The organism is Sphingobacterium sp. UDSM-2020 (genome assembly GCF_016132525.1).
In the GTDB taxonomy this organism is placed as follows: Bacteria; Bacteroidota; Bacteroidia; order Sphingobacteriales; family Sphingobacteriaceae; genus Sphingobacterium; species Sphingobacterium anhuiense.
The window spans coordinates 4,517,476-4,532,864 of the sequence record NZ_CP066166.1 but is presented as its reverse complement, the minus strand read 5'-3'; the positions used below and the strand labels follow the sequence as shown (position 1 = coordinate 4,532,864).

Genomic DNA, 15,389 nt, shown 5'->3' with positions numbered 1-15,389 from the left:
TGACTACTGAACTCAAGTTAAAATACACGCTTGCGTATTCTGCTTAGGGCTTGTGGAGTTATTCCAAGATAAGATGCAATATCTTTTAGTGGTATAAAATTTAATACACTACCATATTGAGCCATCAACAGTAAATAATACTGCTCAGGTGAATATTTAATCAAGTCAATATTTCTTTTTAAGATTCTACTTAACAATATAGCCGTCATATCATCAAAAATTGCTTTTAAGTGGGGAATTACTTCATAAATTTGGATTACGCTATCTTTGTCGATTCTATAAATTATACTATCTACAAGAGTTTGTACGTTGAAGTCCGATTTCTTTTTTAAGGTAAAGGATATATTCGACATGGAAAATGTTCCTTCTTTACAAAACCAAAAAGTTTGTTCTTCGCCTTTATCATTTAATGTCCAGCAGCGTGCAATTCCATCAAAAATAAAATAACTGTACTTTTCTAACTCCCCCTCCCGAATTAAGAAGCCGTTACGTTTGACAAGTGTTTTTTCAAAAGAATTATCAAATAATTCTGCTTCTTTTGAAGTAACTAAGCTCGTATCAACATCAAATTCCTTAAATAATTTTTCTAAAATCATAAATTTGATAATCTAAATGTGCCAAAGGTAAAGCTTATTTTCTATGCATATAGTATAGTACGAGTTCGTTTCTTTCTCAGATTGTACATTTTTCCATTACTTGCATGATCGGAAATTACTATTGATAGGTATTAATTGAATACAGTTATTCACCTAAATCTTTTTCAATAGTTTCCAGAGAATCGATAATCTTTGATATCTTTTGGTTCTGCTTTCTGATCTGTCTGGGTCTCAGGAAAAACCATACGATTGCCAACCATAAGAAAGTTGATCCATAAGCTAAAAACGCAAACGTTGTTGACATGAATAAAGCAAATTCATAAAAATAAAAGGCAAAGCCAGCACAAAGCAAAATGTAATAGATACTAATCCCTTTCGTCTGCATATAAAGCTGCTGACGCTGTAGTTTTTTTAGAGAAGAAAGGTATTCCTGATTGCTGATCGATGGATTTATTGTCCTGATCACGTTGACGTTTTGATAAGATAAATAAATGAAAAGAGCCAGCGCAATAAGAATTAATATAATTCCTAAACTGGTTGTAAACATTTTGAAATTAATGACATTCCAAATGAAAATCATTCCGAATGCTGTTGCCAAAAAACAAAGCATCATTAAAACTGTTCCGCTCAATTGTTTTTTTCTGTATTTTTCTGCAGTAGTTTTTATTTGCTGAATATTAGGAATATCTGCATTTTTATTGTTCCAAATATCTCGGAAATTGATGTTATCGGTTTGCATAATTCTTAAATTTTTTGGTTAATTTTTCTTTGATTCTGTGTATTTTGACTCTGACATTGGCAGGCGAAATCCCTACGACTTCAGCAATTTCAGCCTGTTTCATTTCTTCCAGTTCCAGAGAGATGATGATCCTTTCCAATTCAGGTAATTCTGAGATGCATTGATAAAGAAAATCGGTCATTTTATCTTGTTCCAGTTTCTTATCTTTTTCCGAATTATCTTTGATCTCAACAGGGAGCTCGCTTTTTGGCATTCTCTTGTCGATATTCATCTGTCTTAAGCAGATATTGGTAGCAATTCTATAAATCCAGGTTCCAATTGATGCTTCCTGCCTGAATTTTGGCAATTGCTGAAAAACAGCCACAAATGTTTCCTGACAAAGATCTTTTGCCGCATCATGATCATTCACATAACCCATACAAAGACGAAATATTCTCTTCCAGTACTCGTGGTATATCTCTTCGAAATTTAAAACCTGCATTGCTGTTTTTAGGATTTAGAGCATAAGAAAAAGAAAATGTTACACATTTAAATAAAAAAAGCGTCTGAAATTTCATAACGCTTTGATTTTCTTATAAGTATATCTTATTTTTTCAGATCAGCTGACCGCACATGTTGTTCTGAGTTTTCATGATGTTTTCTTTGCTATGAAGCACTAAAGTTCAAGTTTACAAAAAATATCAGAGAAATATTTCAGGTAGAAATTCTTAATTCAACGTTGTCAGTTCGCTTTTTTACATCATATATTTTCCAAAATATGTATTCAGAGCTTGTTCATTATATTTGTCTTCTCCACGCCAGTATTCAACAAAAGTCCAATCGTGCTTGCCTCTACTCGGTCTGTCGTAGGAGGTTGGTTTAAGAATGTTAATACAAGCTAAAATTTCAATTAATATTTTTCGCTCATCTTTCGTTGATTTCAAAACAGTAGATAAGTTTTTTTCTAATGCACTTGGATAATCGTTCGGTTGAGAATTTTTGATAATCGATAATATATTTTTAAAAATCTCAACATCTTCAGTAGAAGGTTCCGGGATTTCTGCTATTTGTAGTTGTTGAAGGTCGAACAAAGTGTAAATAAGGTTTCCGTGTCTAATTCCGCCCCATTTTATTCGTTCAAAATTCAATACATTTAAGTCCTCATTGATATAATCCTTGTCTCCTATAATGCCATATTTTAAATCTCTGCAAATTCCACAAGTATAACTCTCGTGTGTTACTTCTCCATTTTCTCCAAAACTTTGTCCACTTAATGCTTTTGTATATTGATGAGGAACCAATTGTTTCGCTATAAAATAGGAAGCCAAACTGGAACGCCAATATAAACGCCTATTAGAAAGACTACTTAAAAATGCTGTTGAAACTTTGTTGATTGAAATTGTTGGAAGTATCTCAAAAATCTTGTCCAAACATTGGTCATGAGAAATGGTCAAAGGTTCAAACATCAAACCTTTTGATTTTGCATACTCAAAGTCAGCAGCATCTATTTGTATTTCATTAGCATCAATCCAACCATTTTTCCAATACGTTTTGAACAATATGTTTTTGGCTTTTTTATCCATAGATTTCTTTAAATTTTGTTTTTGTGTTCTCTTTTAAAGTGGCTCGAAACCCGTGTTAGTGGAATTTTTTATCGTTATGTTTCTGCAATTCCACCAACATCTTTTATTTGTCCACCTACAAACTTAAATTCAAGTCCATGTTCTGAATCCAATTTGTAACGAATAGATACTTTAATTGTCTTATCATCCAAAACTCTCAAATATATAATCTCTTTAATATGGTCATTATGTTTATCGGCGTTGTCAATATTCAATGCTGGTTCACCTGATTTTTCAGAATTTTCATAGAAATGTGCATATAATTTTAAATATCTTTCATAGGCTTTGTCTTGAATACTTTTGATATTCTTCTCAATATCCGCTATAAAATTTTGATAAGTTTCTGCAAATTCTTTCAGCTGATTTTCGCTCGGTAGTTCATCAATTTCTTCTCCATCTTCATCATATTCTTCTCCCAAAAAAACTTCAACGTTTTGGGTGTCAAAAAAAGGATTTGAGAAAGTTATGTCGGACGAAAATCCAGCCCAATCTGCTTCAACATTTCCCCAATATCTATGTGTCATATTTTTTATTCTTTATTCATTTTTCCTGTCATTGTCGTCAGTTCTATAAAAATACATTTACATTTCGGTCGGTGGCATGCCGAAATTAATTATTCTTACTGGCCAGCATTCATGAGAATACAGATAAACAATATAATTCTTTTTTTCTTTTTATGTGTCCTTATTGAGTTAATAATTTATGAAATCACGAAGGAAAACTCTTCCATTGACATGAGCGAGTTCTCCGCACTGATTTAAAAAATAAAGTAAAATTAACCAATATATATAGATTAGAAAGGTCAGATAAGCCTCCCCTGCTTTGTTAGTCTTTTTCTTAAGAACATGTCATTATCCTACATAATGAAAAGTTTCTGCTAAAGACGAAAACTCTCCAATTATACATGTTAAACGACCACTCTCTTCTTGAGCAGTTCCAGCTCTCCTGCTATTACATCTGGCCAACGAGCAAAACCTTGTCTAATAATATCTTCACCATCTGCTATGGTAAATAACTGAGAGATACTAAAGGCAGACTCTCGGATACCGGCAATCTGTCTAAAAGTTAGCTGTGATCTACTTTTACCTGTTCTTACAGCTGTAGGATGATTGAGTATATATTCTTGCTGTATTTGCTTTAAATTCATCTGTTGGATTTTTAAAAATTAATAGATTAATCAGAAAACCCTTAAGAATTTTCCTTCTAACACTTCTTCGGGCACATCCAGGATCTGCTCGATCACGACTGTCGCAGACTCTTCCTTAAATTCACCCATAAACGCCCATAGGTCGTTTACTTTTGTCTGGACAAAATGCTGAATAACATCATCCACACTATTTTCAGACTTCAGGATATTGTATCCCTTATGCTTTAAGTCCTTCAAAATCTCGGTTGTCAATGGTACATTCATCGCAATTAGTATTTATCGTTTTCACCTCATTGAAACAGGTTTACATTTAGATCTTTATTCCCTTTACTATAAAGTGAACTTACAAAACTATCTCCTGCTTTAATCCAATTATTGAACAGGATGAACACGCAAGAATGTTGAGCAACCGGTTATCTTGTAGCGCGTCCATCCTTATTCAATATCCAAAGATAAACAATACAACTAAATATATTAGCTTTTATTTGCTATAAATTTTAGCTTTATTGAGTTTTATTTTGTTCGCCTTGAATATCAATGATTTGTTATATTTAGATAAATTTTAGTTGCCCTCCCCTATATGAAAGAAGATATTAACAGCTTTAAGGTCACGGATAGAAAAAGTTTTGTCGAATTCCTTGATTTATTAAAAAAGGACTTTGTGGAAAATGACGAGAGTTGGGAAAATAAATCAATACCTGATTTACTGGAAGCACGAAGTATGTATGCAGAAGACATACAGGGATATTATGATAATACGAAGCAAAATAAAAATGCTGACCAAGCAGATTGGTCAACATTTCCCGATATTTTTAAAGGAGCTAAAATATACGAGTGATAGAATTCTAATGTAATGATCACATGTTTACAAGGGATAGCTTATATTGATGTTTAAAGAAATGGTAAAATGAAATGTAAAAGGATTCTATTAGTATTTTGGATATTATTATTCTTTAGTGCGTATTCCTCTGCACAGTCAACACTTATACAAGATATTTCGTCTGAAATTTCTAAAAGTCAGTTAAAGAATAAAGTGAAAAAAAAGGGAAATGATTTTTATGAAAATATTAGGAAACAACTCATCGATATGGATAGTTTAAATTTTCTATCATATAGGGATACAGTATTTTTTCTTGAGACCTTTGAATATGAAACAGGAATTACGCACGGTATGATATGGAATAAGCATAAATCTCTCGCATACCAGTATTTTCATAATAAATTTAATTTTAATGGTCCTTCTCTCTTTGATAAGAAGACAGTAGGTCTGGTAGAAATGTGGAATATTGAAAAGATAAAATCGTATGGAGAAGAATCTAAATTGATAAGTCCATCATTATATTTTGCTTCAAGAGCTATCATAAAACAAAAAGAGATAAGTGTCGATTGTATTGCTTTTAATGAGTTCTATTTATCCCAGTAAAAGCAATACAATCTCAATCAAATAAAACCCATCTTTTCACTGTAAATATGTTCTAATGATCAGGTTAGACAACAGTTAAATATGATAATAAAAAGGTTGCTAGGTTGATTAAAAATAAGATGAATAATTAAGATGTTTTTATTTGGGTAGTATGTCATCCCAATATTTAGACGGAAAATTGATTGAATAAAATTATACTAATGGAAAGAAACTTTGTTATTGCAAACCGACTTCGTGAGGTTCTATTTAATGGGCAATGGATTGCCAATACAAATTTTAAAGAACAGATCCTAAGTCTAAATTGGAAGCAAGCAACTCAAAAAGTTGGAGAATTAAATACTATCGCGGCCATAACCTTTCATATCAATTATTATTTGAAGGGACTGTTGCATGTTTTTAATGGTGGAGAACTTAATATTAGTGATAAATATAGTTTTGACCTTCCAGAGATTCACTCTGAAATGGACTGGAAAATTCAAGTAGATGATTTTTTAACCAATTCTGAAAAGTTTGTGCAACAGGTGGAACAATTACCTGATAATCTTTTGGACCAAACTTTTGTTGATGAAAAATATGGAAGTTATTTACGAAATATTGAAGGTGTTATTGAGCATAGCTATTATCACTTAGGTCAGGTTTCTTTATTAAAAAAGATAATTTCTACTTTTGAATAGCGATATATCAGTTAACTAAAGCTTATACTTACACTTCTTAATCAGAGTAAAATCTGTAAGTAAAACGAGATGATAAACATGAAAAAAATAATACTGCTTCTACTGACTATTATCACACTGAAAAGTGCATTTGGACAGAAGGACAGGCTAGGAAATCCCGTATTCAACAGTGAGGTTATTAGTGAAGAAAAGTTTGACAAATTTGAGCTGACTTCGTCCTATTACCTGATTGACAATAATATTTCAAATAGAGAGTCATCGGTTTATGTTAGCGAAAAACCAACGTTAATTGAATATTTGAAATTCTCTAGAGAACTTCCATCATACGGATTCGTCATTCATCAAGGTGGAGATGTGCTATACATGATCATATTGATACAAGAAATTGAGGGTTCGAATACCACACTATCGTATAATATTGTAAATCCTAGTAACGGAAAAAGCATAAAGTTGCCCTGTAGCGTATGGGGAGAGATCAGTGAAAAACGTGCAGACGAACTTTTAAAGCTTAAAATAGATAGTTCGTCAGGCACTATTGACTTTCCAAATAATGGAAAAGGATTTATATTTGGTGGCATTGCTTATAGGGTGCAGCCTTATGATCGACTCAAAGTAGAAGTGATCGACATCGCAAAAAAACTGATGAGTCAACAGTAAAAAGAAATTTAGCGTTCATTCAATACAATCAATATTGCTCAAATAAAATAAAAATCATGAGTTGTTTAGGTGTACTCTTTTCGCTTGATGAAAAGGAAGTAGAGAAATTGAAATCATATGACGCTGACTCGGAGCGTCTCGAATATCTGCAACACGGTATCGAAGAAATTTACTTCGAAAAATTTCCAGATAGAATTGCAGAACTGGACAAATCATGGGATGGACTACATAGAAGTTTAACGGACGGAAAATACGGCTTTAATAATGGTGAGTTCCCTCTAAATCATGTAATATTGGGCGGAGAAATCTTATATAATGGAAATGATTATATCATGACCCTGAAGTGTCCGAAAGAAGTGCAAGAAATAGCTAAAGCCGTCAAAAATATCACCAAAGAAGTCCTGAAAAAAGGGTACGAACAAATTTCGGCTGATGATGAAGACTATGCCGATTTTATCAGTGAGGAAGACTTTCAATACACTTGGGATTGGTTCAGCAATTCAATAGCATTCTGGGAACTTGCGGCGAAGGAAAACAGATATGTGCTATTTACCGCTGATCAATAAGAAAGTCTTTAATCGATTCGCTATTATTCTACTGACTATAAATTTCTATTTATAGTCGGTTCAAACAACAGATGAAATAATTTAATCGAGAAACAACAGCAGAAGATAAAAATAGGAAGAAGTAAAAGTACTAATTCCCCTTAGTCCCAATTAATAATTATGATTAAGCTCCAACAAGCGAATATGAATGATGTTGAAAATTTAGAAGTGATCTTCTCTATTTATCTCAAATTTTATTTTGGACGGTACTGACCGCAAATAACCATATTTAACTGTATTTCACTTATTGAAAAAAGAAATAATAACATCAATTTTACATTCTTTTTATCGTTAAAATTATTTAACTTTATTGTCACCGATAACCTGAAATTATGAAATATTTATTGTGCCTTTTTTTTTCTTTATTCTCTTTAAATTGTGCTATCGCACAGATGCCCCTAAACCAATCAACTGAACTCAATTCGAATAGCTGGATATTAAAAGAACTAGCAAAGGCTAAAGTAAAAACGAACAAAGTAAGTTATAAGGACAATTTCTTCCAATTTGATACCGTAAGATTAATTGGATTTATTGAAGGTTATAACCCTAAATTGGAATTTACCAGTGGCATAATATATAGTAGCAATCAGCTGACTTGGGAAGATTATCCAACTACCGTTCGGATCTTTCCTGATGGTCGTTTTGAAGCGAGCTACCATGTGACAAATCCTGAAATTTCCTACATAAAATATAGAAATGACAGGTTTACATTTTATATTGAACCTGGGCAAACGTTAGCCTTACGATTCAAAGTTACTCAAGATCAAAACCTAGAATTAATAGGTTTTGAGGGGCCTCTTGCTGTCGAAAACCAGCAATTAAAAGATTTTGATTGGGGAAAGAATCCTCGAGCCTTCTATAAAAATCTGGAAAAAATATTGAAAGAACAACCTATTTCACAAACTAAAATGCAAATTATTTCTGCCTGGGATTCGGTACAACATGAAGTAGACGAACGTTTTAGGAAATCTGATTTTTCACCCAAATTAAAAAATCTGATCCATACAGATATTGCACTTTACTATGCGACACAATTAATGGATCTCCAAATGTCCAAAAAAAGTCTTTTTAGAGATGATCCTAAAAATTCCTTTCTTAAAGAACCTCTTCCAACCAATTATTTTGATTTTATTGTTCGATTAGACCTAGACAATTTTGCTTTGTTGGTACCAAAAGAATTTTCAAGTTTTATCAATCTTTTCGAATTTTCACCACTTTTTCGTAAACAAGAATATTATAATGCCTTGAATCATCAGTTTAAAGGGAACCTATACTTGGTGCTGGATTCAGCAAACAAAAAGTTTAATCCGACGATAGCCAATACTTTCGTTACAGAAGTTGCTAAATTGCGTACCTTGAAGCCTAAATTAGATAATGCCACAGATACCATAGAGATTACAAATTTGACAGATGATCTGTTAACAGTATTAACCAATAAAGATTTAAAAAATGAAGCACTTAAATTGGCAGAGCGTGTAAAAATATCCAAAGACGGTTATTTATTACCTAATACTCCTGCTGGTGCTCTCTTTACCAAGATGACAGATAAATATCGTGGTAAGGTCGTCGTAGTCGACTTTTGGGCACAATGGTGTGGACCGTGTCGCCAAGGCATAGAATCAATGAAGGAAAAACGGTTAAAACTCAAAGATAATCCGAATTTGGTATTTGTCTTTGTAACGGATAATGTAGGTACACCAGATCTAGATTTTTATAAGAATTATATTCTTGAAAATGACATGTCTGAATCATATAGAGTATCTGCAGATGAGTATATGGCATTGCGCGAACTATTTAAATTTAACGGGATCCCAAGGTATGTCTTGATGGACCCGGATGGTAGAGTCAGAAATGATGATTTCCCAATGCATAATTGGAAATCTGAACTCACTAAAAACTATCCACAATTTTTTAGTGATCAATTGATGGAGGGAATTTGATGTACACTTCGATTTCTAAAAAACATATTTCCAATTTATGAATTTGGCATATAATAGCAATATTGTTAATTTTCTTATCAACACAGATCAACTCTAAGATCTTACGCAATCAAATCATGGTAAAAGAACACATACAATGTAAAAATTTTGTTCATATCGAATGTATAGCATAGTCTGAAAAAGTTCGACTAGTAGCGGCGTGTTCTTGTCTAAAAGTTAGCTATGCTCTGCTTTTAACGGTCTTTACAAATTCAGGATGATTGAGTATATTGTGGAACGTCCATTTATAGAACTTTTTATATATTGACAAACCATAATATTAGCTTTAGATATACTATAAATGAAAAAATTAATATCTATCATGCTTATACTTTGTCAAAGTTTAAGTGCCCAAACAGCAGATGAACTAAATTCGTTTTCTTCCAACACATTTTATCAGCCTGAAATTTAGATAACTTATCTATCTTATTATCAATAGAAATTATAAAAGATGGAAAGTTATATTTAGATTTAATATTTATTGATAAATATTAATACGCATTATGGTATATGTGAGTGTTTGCCGTAAATATAATTCCTAAAATCTTAAAAGATGAAATACCTATTTTTAATTTTATTTAGTTTATCAATTAATACGCTATTTGGTCAAAATTCTGATAAGACTAAATTATACATAATTGGTACAGTGCATGAAAGTTCGAATATTCTAAATCCTGAAATGCTTTTCGAACTTTTAGATGAAATAAAACCTGATATTCTACTACAAGAAAACGATAGTGAACAAATAGCGGCGTATCATGAAGACGTAAAGCCAAATTCAAATGAACAAAACGCTTCAATAAAATATTTGGATAAATATCCCAAGACATTAAATCTACCATTTGAATTCGAAGGAAGAAATGCTTACAGAAGAGCGAATGGAATGACCCCGACAGATAATTTAACGATTACGCTTATCGATAGCCTATACAACAAAAATTTATTGAATTTGGAAAACACCAAAATTTATAAAGAATATTTGGATGCAAATAAATCGCTGATAGAATTTTCTAAAAAGGGATTTAAGGCTTTAAACTCTATTGAATTTGATTCAATAAATAGGGATCGTCAGCACATCCAGCACCATTCGTTAACCAAAATCACTGACTCTGAAATTATTTTCTCAAAACGTTTCGTTACAAAACCTGATGGACAAAGGATTTCATTTCGAGAGGGTTATAAACTTTGGTGTAATTTCTGGGATTTAAGAAATAATTCAATGGCAATAAATATTATAAGAACAGCTTACTAGCATAAAGGAAAGAAAATAGTAATATTAACAGGGGTGCAACATAAATATTATATTAAAGAATTACTGGAAAAGTATCACGACGGGAATTACGAAATTGTCGACTATTTTAGATAAATGCCTATTCAATTAGTTTGTCAAAATACCTAATAATATGTGCATTGTTAAATATTTGCACTTGCGTTTATAGCCATATCGTTACGCAAAATGATAATACTGAAGATGGGCTCTTTAATGTGATTATGATTGAACTTTCTTGATAAATTTATCGGTTAAGTTGCCCCGCCCTCCTCTCTTTCATTCATTGCTTTAAATTTGTTTTCATAATTGCGGGAGCGTCCACCGAAGAATCCCGAAGGGATCTGCGAAGCAAACTTAACAAAACTCGATCCTACTTCTCTCAAAGCTTTGACTCCAATAAAAGCGGTTGCGGATTTATGATCAAAATAATGCAGGATTTCTCTCTTCTAGATGGTATTAAACAAAGAAAGCCATCCTTATCAGATTGGCTTTCTTTGTTATTTTTTTTGATCTATTTGATTTATTTCAGTTTTTCGATCTCGTCGATAGTAAGACCTGTCGCCTCAGCAATTTGTTCTACCGATAACCCCATCTAGGTTAGCTTCAAAGCTGTCTCAATGGCTTTTTTGTGCTCGCCTTTAGCAATACCTTCCTTTAAGCCTTCTTTTAAACCTCAATCATGTCCAATAAGCTTTTATTTTCCTAAAACGGATTTACGATACTTTATTCCCCATTCGCCCATCGCTTCAATAATAGTACTTAAACTTTTACCCAACTCCGTGAGTTCATACTCCACAGTTATAGGTTTCGTAGAACATACAGTTCTTGTTACTAAATTATTTATCTCAAGATCTTTTAATTCTTTTGACAATACTTTTGGTGCAATATTGTCAACGTGGCGTTTCAAATCCATAAAACGCAACTTCCCTATAAAAAACAAGGTAGTCACAATCAAATATTTCCACTTCCCGCCCATGATATCTTGAACATCCTTTATGCCAACAATTGACATTTTACAATGCTCAGATAGTTTAATACTGTTCTTATCCATATTTTGAATATATATTTTCAAATATAGTTACCATTTAGTAATTAGTTACCAAAAGGTAATAAATAACATTCGGTAAATTATACTGCTCTATATTTACAACATTATAGAACATTAAAAATATTAAAAAATGAAAATAGCAGTTATTGGAGCGACAGGTTTCGTAGGTAGTAATATCACTAATGAGCTGGTGAATCGAAACCATGAGGTTATAGGTATTTCAAATCATCAAAAGCATTCAAATAATAACAATCTAACATTTGTGAATTTAAATGTCAGAAATACAGAAGAATTAGCAAATCGTATAAAAGGCTTTGATATTGTAGTCAGTGCTTTTAGTTCTGGCTGGAATAACCCCAATATGTACGAAGATTTTATTCAGGGCTCAACATCCATACAACTGGCTGCTAAATTAGCAGATGTGAAACGCTATATAGTGATTGGTGGAGCGGGAAGCCTATATGTCGCCGATAATTTACAAGCCGTCGATACTGATGAATTTCCTGAAATGTTTAGACCAGTTGCGCTTGCGGCAAGGGATTATTTAAACATATTGAAGAAAGAAGAGTCTCTCGATTGGCTTTATTTTAGTCCTGCGCTTGAAATGCATCCAGGCATTACAACAGGTCGAACAGGGCAATACCGACATGGTATACTTCATCCTATATCCAATGATAAAGGGAAAAGTATGATTTCTGTTGAAGATGTTGCTGTGGTCATAGCCGATGAAATTGAATCACCTAAGTACAATCAAACAATATTTACTGCGGCATATTAATTAAATGAAGATGTATAATCAATAAATCCAATTGCTTAAAAAACAATCTAAATAAGAGGAAACGATACTAAATATAAAAATTGCTGTGCAAGTAAGGGTCTAATATAAATTAGGCCTTTTTCAGGTTTAGCTTATAGTGCTTTGTAACCGCCACCGCTGCTTAGGGTGAGTATGGAACATACAATTGCAAAATGTAAATAAAATGACGTAAATGTGCATGAAATTTGCTTAATCTTAAAAAATACGATATCTTGACTATTATATTAAATCACATCTGTATCAGCACCATTCACATCAATTAACTAATTCTCATATGCTTTCTGAAGAAATTATAGACCAAATTAGACTAAAATTTAAAAATCAACTTGATGAAGAATTTCTGGAAGAGCTACAAAAGAATGCATTATTGACAGAACTTAGAAAGGGTGAAATACTTTTTTCGGAACAGGCTAAGCGAAACCGTATTTTTGTACTAATCAATGGTAGTTTGGTACGGTTTATTGTAACACCAGAGGGTGCAAATCGCGCAACGATGTTTCATACCGAAACTCTTTTTCCGATGATCGGAAATAATTTTGAAAATATAGCGGGTTCCGACTTATCTTACTACATAAAAGCGAATGAATATGCAAAACTGATAGAATTTACAAGAGATTTTGCTTTATATTGTATCGAGAAATATCCTTTTATAGCTAAAACCAGTTTCATGAATATGATTGATTATTTCCAGACACATCACATCATTCAGAATCATCTCACTGCCCTTTCCAGTTTTGAGTTCTTTCAATGGTTTTTGATGCAATATGGATTTATATTTAAAAGATTTCATTCACAAGATATTGCCAGTTTTATGGGAATCACTCCCGAATGGTTCAGCAAACTAAAGCGAAAAGCAAATAAAAAATAAATTTATTCTAACCCGTCTATTTCTTGTCTTAATTCAAGTACTGTTCATTTTCAACAGTTTAATTTTGTAATGAAATAAAGTCGTAAATATATAACGACATCATTTCTTAACAGTTAAATTGCTAAGGCTATGAATAAAATAACAGAAAAAATGGTTTTCACACCTGCTTTTGAATACATTGACAATGGGATTGAGCATGGTGTATTAAGTCCATTTGCAACAAAAGAAACGATTTTAAAAAAAGGTGAGCAAATAGCTCCTGGCTTTAAAGCGCTTGATTGTGATATTCGATATTTGAAAGATATACCAGTAAAAATGCGTGACGGCGTTACTATCTATACGGATATCTTTCTACCTATTACTGTCGAAAAGGTTCCTGTGCTGATTGCTTGGAGCCCTTACGGAAAAAGTGCCGGAACGGCTCCCCGCTATATTAATTTATTCAATATGCTTGGAATGGGAAATGGATGGAATTCGGGTCTAACAAAATTTGAAGCACCGGATCCAGCTTATTGGGTGCAATACGGATATGCGGTATGTAACCCAGATGCACGCGGAATAGCACATAGTGAAGGGGATATTACGATGATCGGATCTCAGGAAGCTGAGGACTGCTATGATCTGATTGAATGGTTAGCTGAACAAGATTGGTCTAACCAGAAAACTGCTTTATCAGGGACTTCTTACCTCGCTTTTTCCCAATGGTTTATCGCTGCCGGTCAACCTCCCCACCTGACGTGTATAAGCCCTACTGAAGGATTGCAGGACGCATATCGCGATTTAGCCTATATAGGTGGAATTCCTGATCCTAATTTTATTCAGCGTCTACAAGTAAATCATGTAAGTGCTTCGGGTGCTAGACGCGAAGATATGGTTGCCGAAATGGAGACTCATCCATTAGCAAACTGTGATTTGTGGGAGGATAAAATAGCTGACGTATCTAGAATAACTATTCCGGCATATATTGTGGCCAGCTACTCCAACACCTTACATACTATGGGAACTTTTCGATCTTGGCGAAGCATAGGGTCTACCGAAAAATGGTTGCGCATACACGACAGCCAGGAGTGGCCTGATTATTACAATCCGGAATCTACAGAAGAGCTTCGTCGTTTTTTTGACCACTACTTAATGGGAAAACAAAATGGATGGGAAAAAACACCTCAAGTACGTTATTCGCTTTTAGACTTACAGGGAAATAATCAAACTGGATTAGTTACTGCAACTTTCCCGCCCAAGGAGTCGGAAATGTTGCGTTACTATATGAGCGGTAGAACAAGAACTTTACAATTGACTGCAGACGCAGAAGAGCTACCATTGCGTTATTTTCCTGAGGCTTTGCCATGTCGGGTTTCATTCCAGACTACTTTTGAAAAAGATACCACGTTTATTGGCTATCCAAAAGTTAAATTGTTTATGGAGGTTGAAAATGCGAATGATATGGATGTATTTGTTTGGGTACAAAAAATAGACAAATTGGGTAATGTCCTGAGCGAATTTGTGGTTCCTAACCGTAATGCCGCGTTACAAGATTTTACCCAGGATGGTGCCTCTGCCCTACGTTATAAAGGACCAAGTGGTCGTTTGCGAGCTTCATATAGACATTTGGACCCATTTTTATCTACTGACGATGTGCCTGCATACAGTTTTGACCGGGTAGAAAAACTTGGTGCAGGAGAAATTGTAGCATTGGAGATCGTACTGAGTCCAATCGGAATGATATATTACGCAGGTGATACGCTACGGGTGATGATAAGCAGTAAAGATGAGATTGGCTCTATTATGCCAGGAACTCCTGGTTGTATTTCAAATAATAAGGGAACACATATCTTGCACACCGGTGGTCAGTATGCCAGCTATCTGCAAATGCCTATAATAAGATAGGCATTTGCTTGGAATAACGTCATTTATTTTGTAGAATGGCGTTATTTCTTGATAAAAAAAACATTTTAAAATAATCTTGAT

At 33.3% G+C, this 15,389-nt stretch carries 19 protein-coding genes; 10 read left to right on the top strand and 9 right to left on the bottom strand.

The window, feature by feature from the left end; genetic code table 11:
* Nucleotides 1-17 precede the first annotated feature (17 nt).
* From JAZ75_RS19060 to JAZ75_RS19030, 7 genes are all read right to left on the bottom strand, one after another.
* A complete protein-coding gene (locus JAZ75_RS19060; RefSeq protein ID WP_208697586.1) occupies nt 18-596 on the bottom strand; it encodes a Crp/Fnr family transcriptional regulator in 579 nt (192 codons plus the stop codon).
* A 145-nt stretch (nt 597-741) separates the two neighbouring features.
* The gene (locus JAZ75_RS19055; RefSeq protein WP_132840119.1) at nt 742-1,335 is read right to left on the bottom strand and encodes a hypothetical protein; all 594 of its coding nucleotides are present in this window, start codon (nt 1,333-1,335) and stop codon (nt 742-744) included.
* Nucleotides 1,322-1,816 carry an RNA polymerase sigma factor gene (locus JAZ75_RS19050; protein ID WP_183913450.1) on the bottom strand — a complete coding sequence of 165 codons (495 nt, stop codon included), beginning with the start codon at nt 1,814-1,816 and terminating at the stop codon, nt 1,322-1,324. Before JAZ75_RS19050 ends, JAZ75_RS19055 begins: the two co-directional genes overlap by 14 nt.
* 253 nt (nt 1,817-2,069) lie before the next feature.
* Nucleotides 2,070-2,897, bottom strand: a complete 828-nt coding sequence (locus JAZ75_RS19045; RefSeq protein ID WP_208697584.1) for a hypothetical protein — start codon at nt 2,895-2,897, stop codon at nt 2,070-2,072.
* A gap of 74 nt (nt 2,898-2,971) precedes the next feature.
* On the bottom strand, nt 2,972-3,460 hold the full coding sequence (locus JAZ75_RS19040; protein ID WP_208697582.1) for a DUF6985 domain-containing protein: 489 nt from the start codon (nt 3,458-3,460) through the stop codon (nt 2,972-2,974).
* 383 nt (nt 3,461-3,843) lie between these two features.
* Nucleotides 3,844-4,083: a hypothetical protein gene (locus JAZ75_RS19035; protein ID WP_208697580.1), complete on the bottom strand. Its 240-nt coding sequence runs from the start codon at nt 4,081-4,083 to the stop codon at nt 3,844-3,846.
* Between the two features lie 30 nt (nt 4,084-4,113).
* A complete protein-coding gene (locus JAZ75_RS19030) occupies nt 4,114-4,347 on the bottom strand; it encodes a hypothetical protein (protein ID WP_208697578.1) in 234 nt (77 codons plus the stop codon).
* Nucleotides 4,348-4,663: 316 nt separating this feature from the next.
* Here JAZ75_RS19030 and JAZ75_RS19025 point away from each other — a divergent pair, with 316 nt between their 5' ends.
* The 7 genes from JAZ75_RS19025 (at nt 4,664) to JAZ75_RS18995 (ending at nt 10,673) form a co-directional block, all read left to right on the top strand.
* Nucleotides 4,664-4,921 (top strand): hypothetical protein, encoded by a 258-nt coding sequence (locus JAZ75_RS19025; RefSeq protein ID WP_208697576.1) that lies wholly within the window; start codon nt 4,664-4,666, stop codon nt 4,919-4,921.
* Between the two features lie 69 nt (nt 4,922-4,990).
* Entirely contained in the window at nt 4,991-5,506 is a 516-nt protein-coding gene (locus JAZ75_RS19020; RefSeq protein ID WP_208697574.1) for a hypothetical protein, read from the top strand.
* A 200-nt stretch (nt 5,507-5,706) separates the two neighbouring features.
* The gene (locus tag JAZ75_RS19015) at nt 5,707-6,180 is read left to right on the top strand and encodes a DUF1572 domain-containing protein (RefSeq protein WP_208697572.1); all 474 of its coding nucleotides are present in this window, start codon (nt 5,707-5,709) and stop codon (nt 6,178-6,180) included.
* 78 nt (nt 6,181-6,258) lie between these two features.
* Nucleotides 6,259-6,837, top strand: coding sequence for a hypothetical protein (locus JAZ75_RS19010; protein WP_208697570.1), 579 nt, complete (start codon nt 6,259-6,261; stop codon nt 6,835-6,837).
* A gap of 56 nt (nt 6,838-6,893) precedes the next feature.
* Nucleotides 6,894-7,403: a YfbM family protein gene (locus tag JAZ75_RS19005; protein ID WP_208697568.1), complete on the top strand. Its 510-nt coding sequence runs from the start codon at nt 6,894-6,896 to the stop codon at nt 7,401-7,403.
* Nucleotides 7,404-7,774: 371 nt separating this feature from the next.
* Entirely contained in the window at nt 7,775-9,382 is a 1,608-nt protein-coding gene (locus JAZ75_RS19000) for a TlpA family protein disulfide reductase (RefSeq protein WP_208697566.1), read from the top strand.
* A 592-nt stretch (nt 9,383-9,974) separates the two neighbouring features.
* Complete coding sequence (locus tag JAZ75_RS18995; RefSeq protein ID WP_208697564.1) at nt 9,975-10,673, top strand: hypothetical protein; 699 nt, start codon at nt 9,975-9,977, stop codon at nt 10,671-10,673.
* A 269-nt stretch (nt 10,674-10,942) separates the two neighbouring features.
* Here the strand turns inward: JAZ75_RS18995 and JAZ75_RS26095 are convergent, their stop codons facing one another.
* Both JAZ75_RS26095 and JAZ75_RS18990 read right to left on the bottom strand, forming a co-directional pair.
* Nucleotides 10,943-11,074 (bottom strand): hypothetical protein, encoded by a 132-nt coding sequence (locus JAZ75_RS26095; protein WP_262896128.1) that lies wholly within the window; start codon nt 11,072-11,074, stop codon nt 10,943-10,945.
* A 311-nt stretch (nt 11,075-11,385) separates the two neighbouring features.
* Nucleotides 11,386-11,742, bottom strand: a complete 357-nt coding sequence (locus JAZ75_RS18990) for a winged helix-turn-helix transcriptional regulator (RefSeq protein WP_208697562.1) — start codon at nt 11,740-11,742, stop codon at nt 11,386-11,388.
* A 127-nt stretch (nt 11,743-11,869) separates the two neighbouring features.
* Between JAZ75_RS18990 and JAZ75_RS18985 the strand changes: the two genes are divergently transcribed.
* The 3 genes from JAZ75_RS18985 to JAZ75_RS18975 all read left to right on the top strand — a co-directional run bounded on the left by JAZ75_RS18985 (nt 11,870) and on the right by JAZ75_RS18975 (nt 15,308).
* Nucleotides 11,870-12,517, top strand: coding sequence for an NAD(P)-dependent oxidoreductase (locus tag JAZ75_RS18985; protein WP_208697560.1), 648 nt, complete (start codon nt 11,870-11,872; stop codon nt 12,515-12,517).
* 313 nt (nt 12,518-12,830) lie between these two features.
* Nucleotides 12,831-13,424, top strand: coding sequence for a Crp/Fnr family transcriptional regulator (locus JAZ75_RS18980; RefSeq protein WP_208697558.1), 594 nt, complete (start codon nt 12,831-12,833; stop codon nt 13,422-13,424).
* 129 nt (nt 13,425-13,553) lie between these two features.
* Nucleotides 13,554-15,308 carry a CocE/NonD family hydrolase gene (locus JAZ75_RS18975; protein WP_208697556.1) on the top strand — a complete coding sequence of 585 codons (1,755 nt, stop codon included), beginning with the start codon at nt 13,554-13,556 and terminating at the stop codon, nt 15,306-15,308.
* Nucleotides 15,309-15,389 lie beyond the last annotated feature (81 nt).

What these genes read in the sequence shown, in the direction of transcription:
- JAZ75_RS19060 (WP_208697586.1), bottom strand. Translation starts at nt 596, where the DNA reads ATGATTTTAGAAAAATTATTTAAGGAATTTGATGTTGATACGAGCTTA.
- JAZ75_RS19055 (WP_132840119.1), bottom strand. Translation starts at nt 1,335, where the DNA reads ATGCAAACCGATAACATCAATTTCCGAGATATTTGGAACAATAAAAAT.
- JAZ75_RS19050 (WP_183913450.1), bottom strand. Translation starts at nt 1,816, where the DNA reads ATGCAGGTTTTAAATTTCGAAGAGATATACCACGAGTACTGGAAGAGA.
- JAZ75_RS19045 (WP_208697584.1), bottom strand. Translation starts at nt 2,897, where the DNA reads ATGGATAAAAAAGCCAAAAACATATTGTTCAAAACGTATTGGAAAAAT.
- JAZ75_RS19040 (WP_208697582.1), bottom strand. Translation starts at nt 3,460, where the DNA reads ATGACACATAGATATTGGGGAAATGTTGAAGCAGATTGGGCTGGATTT.
- JAZ75_RS19035 (WP_208697580.1), bottom strand. Translation starts at nt 4,083, where the DNA reads ATGAATTTAAAGCAAATACAGCAAGAATATATACTCAATCATCCTACA.
- JAZ75_RS19030 (WP_208697578.1), bottom strand. Translation starts at nt 4,347, where the DNA reads ATGAATGTACCATTGACAACCGAGATTTTGAAGGACTTAAAGCATAAG.
- JAZ75_RS19025 (WP_208697576.1), top strand. Translation starts at nt 4,664, where the DNA reads ATGAAAGAAGATATTAACAGCTTTAAGGTCACGGATAGAAAAAGTTTT.
- JAZ75_RS19020 (WP_208697574.1), top strand. Translation starts at nt 4,991, where the DNA reads ATGAAATGTAAAAGGATTCTATTAGTATTTTGGATATTATTATTCTTT.
- JAZ75_RS19015 (WP_208697572.1), top strand. Translation starts at nt 5,707, where the DNA reads ATGGAAAGAAACTTTGTTATTGCAAACCGACTTCGTGAGGTTCTATTT.
- JAZ75_RS19010 (WP_208697570.1), top strand. Translation starts at nt 6,259, where the DNA reads ATGAAAAAAATAATACTGCTTCTACTGACTATTATCACACTGAAAAGT.
- JAZ75_RS19005 (WP_208697568.1), top strand. Translation starts at nt 6,894, where the DNA reads ATGAGTTGTTTAGGTGTACTCTTTTCGCTTGATGAAAAGGAAGTAGAG.
- JAZ75_RS19000 (WP_208697566.1), top strand. Translation starts at nt 7,775, where the DNA reads ATGAAATATTTATTGTGCCTTTTTTTTTCTTTATTCTCTTTAAATTGT.
- JAZ75_RS18995 (WP_208697564.1), top strand. Translation starts at nt 9,975, where the DNA reads ATGAAATACCTATTTTTAATTTTATTTAGTTTATCAATTAATACGCTA.
- JAZ75_RS18990 (WP_208697562.1), bottom strand. Translation starts at nt 11,742, where the DNA reads ATGGATAAGAACAGTATTAAACTATCTGAGCATTGTAAAATGTCAATT.
- JAZ75_RS18985 (WP_208697560.1), top strand. Translation starts at nt 11,870, where the DNA reads ATGAAAATAGCAGTTATTGGAGCGACAGGTTTCGTAGGTAGTAATATC.
- JAZ75_RS18980 (WP_208697558.1), top strand. Translation starts at nt 12,831, where the DNA reads ATGCTTTCTGAAGAAATTATAGACCAAATTAGACTAAAATTTAAAAAT.
- JAZ75_RS18975 (WP_208697556.1), top strand. Translation starts at nt 13,554, where the DNA reads ATGAATAAAATAACAGAAAAAATGGTTTTCACACCTGCTTTTGAATAC.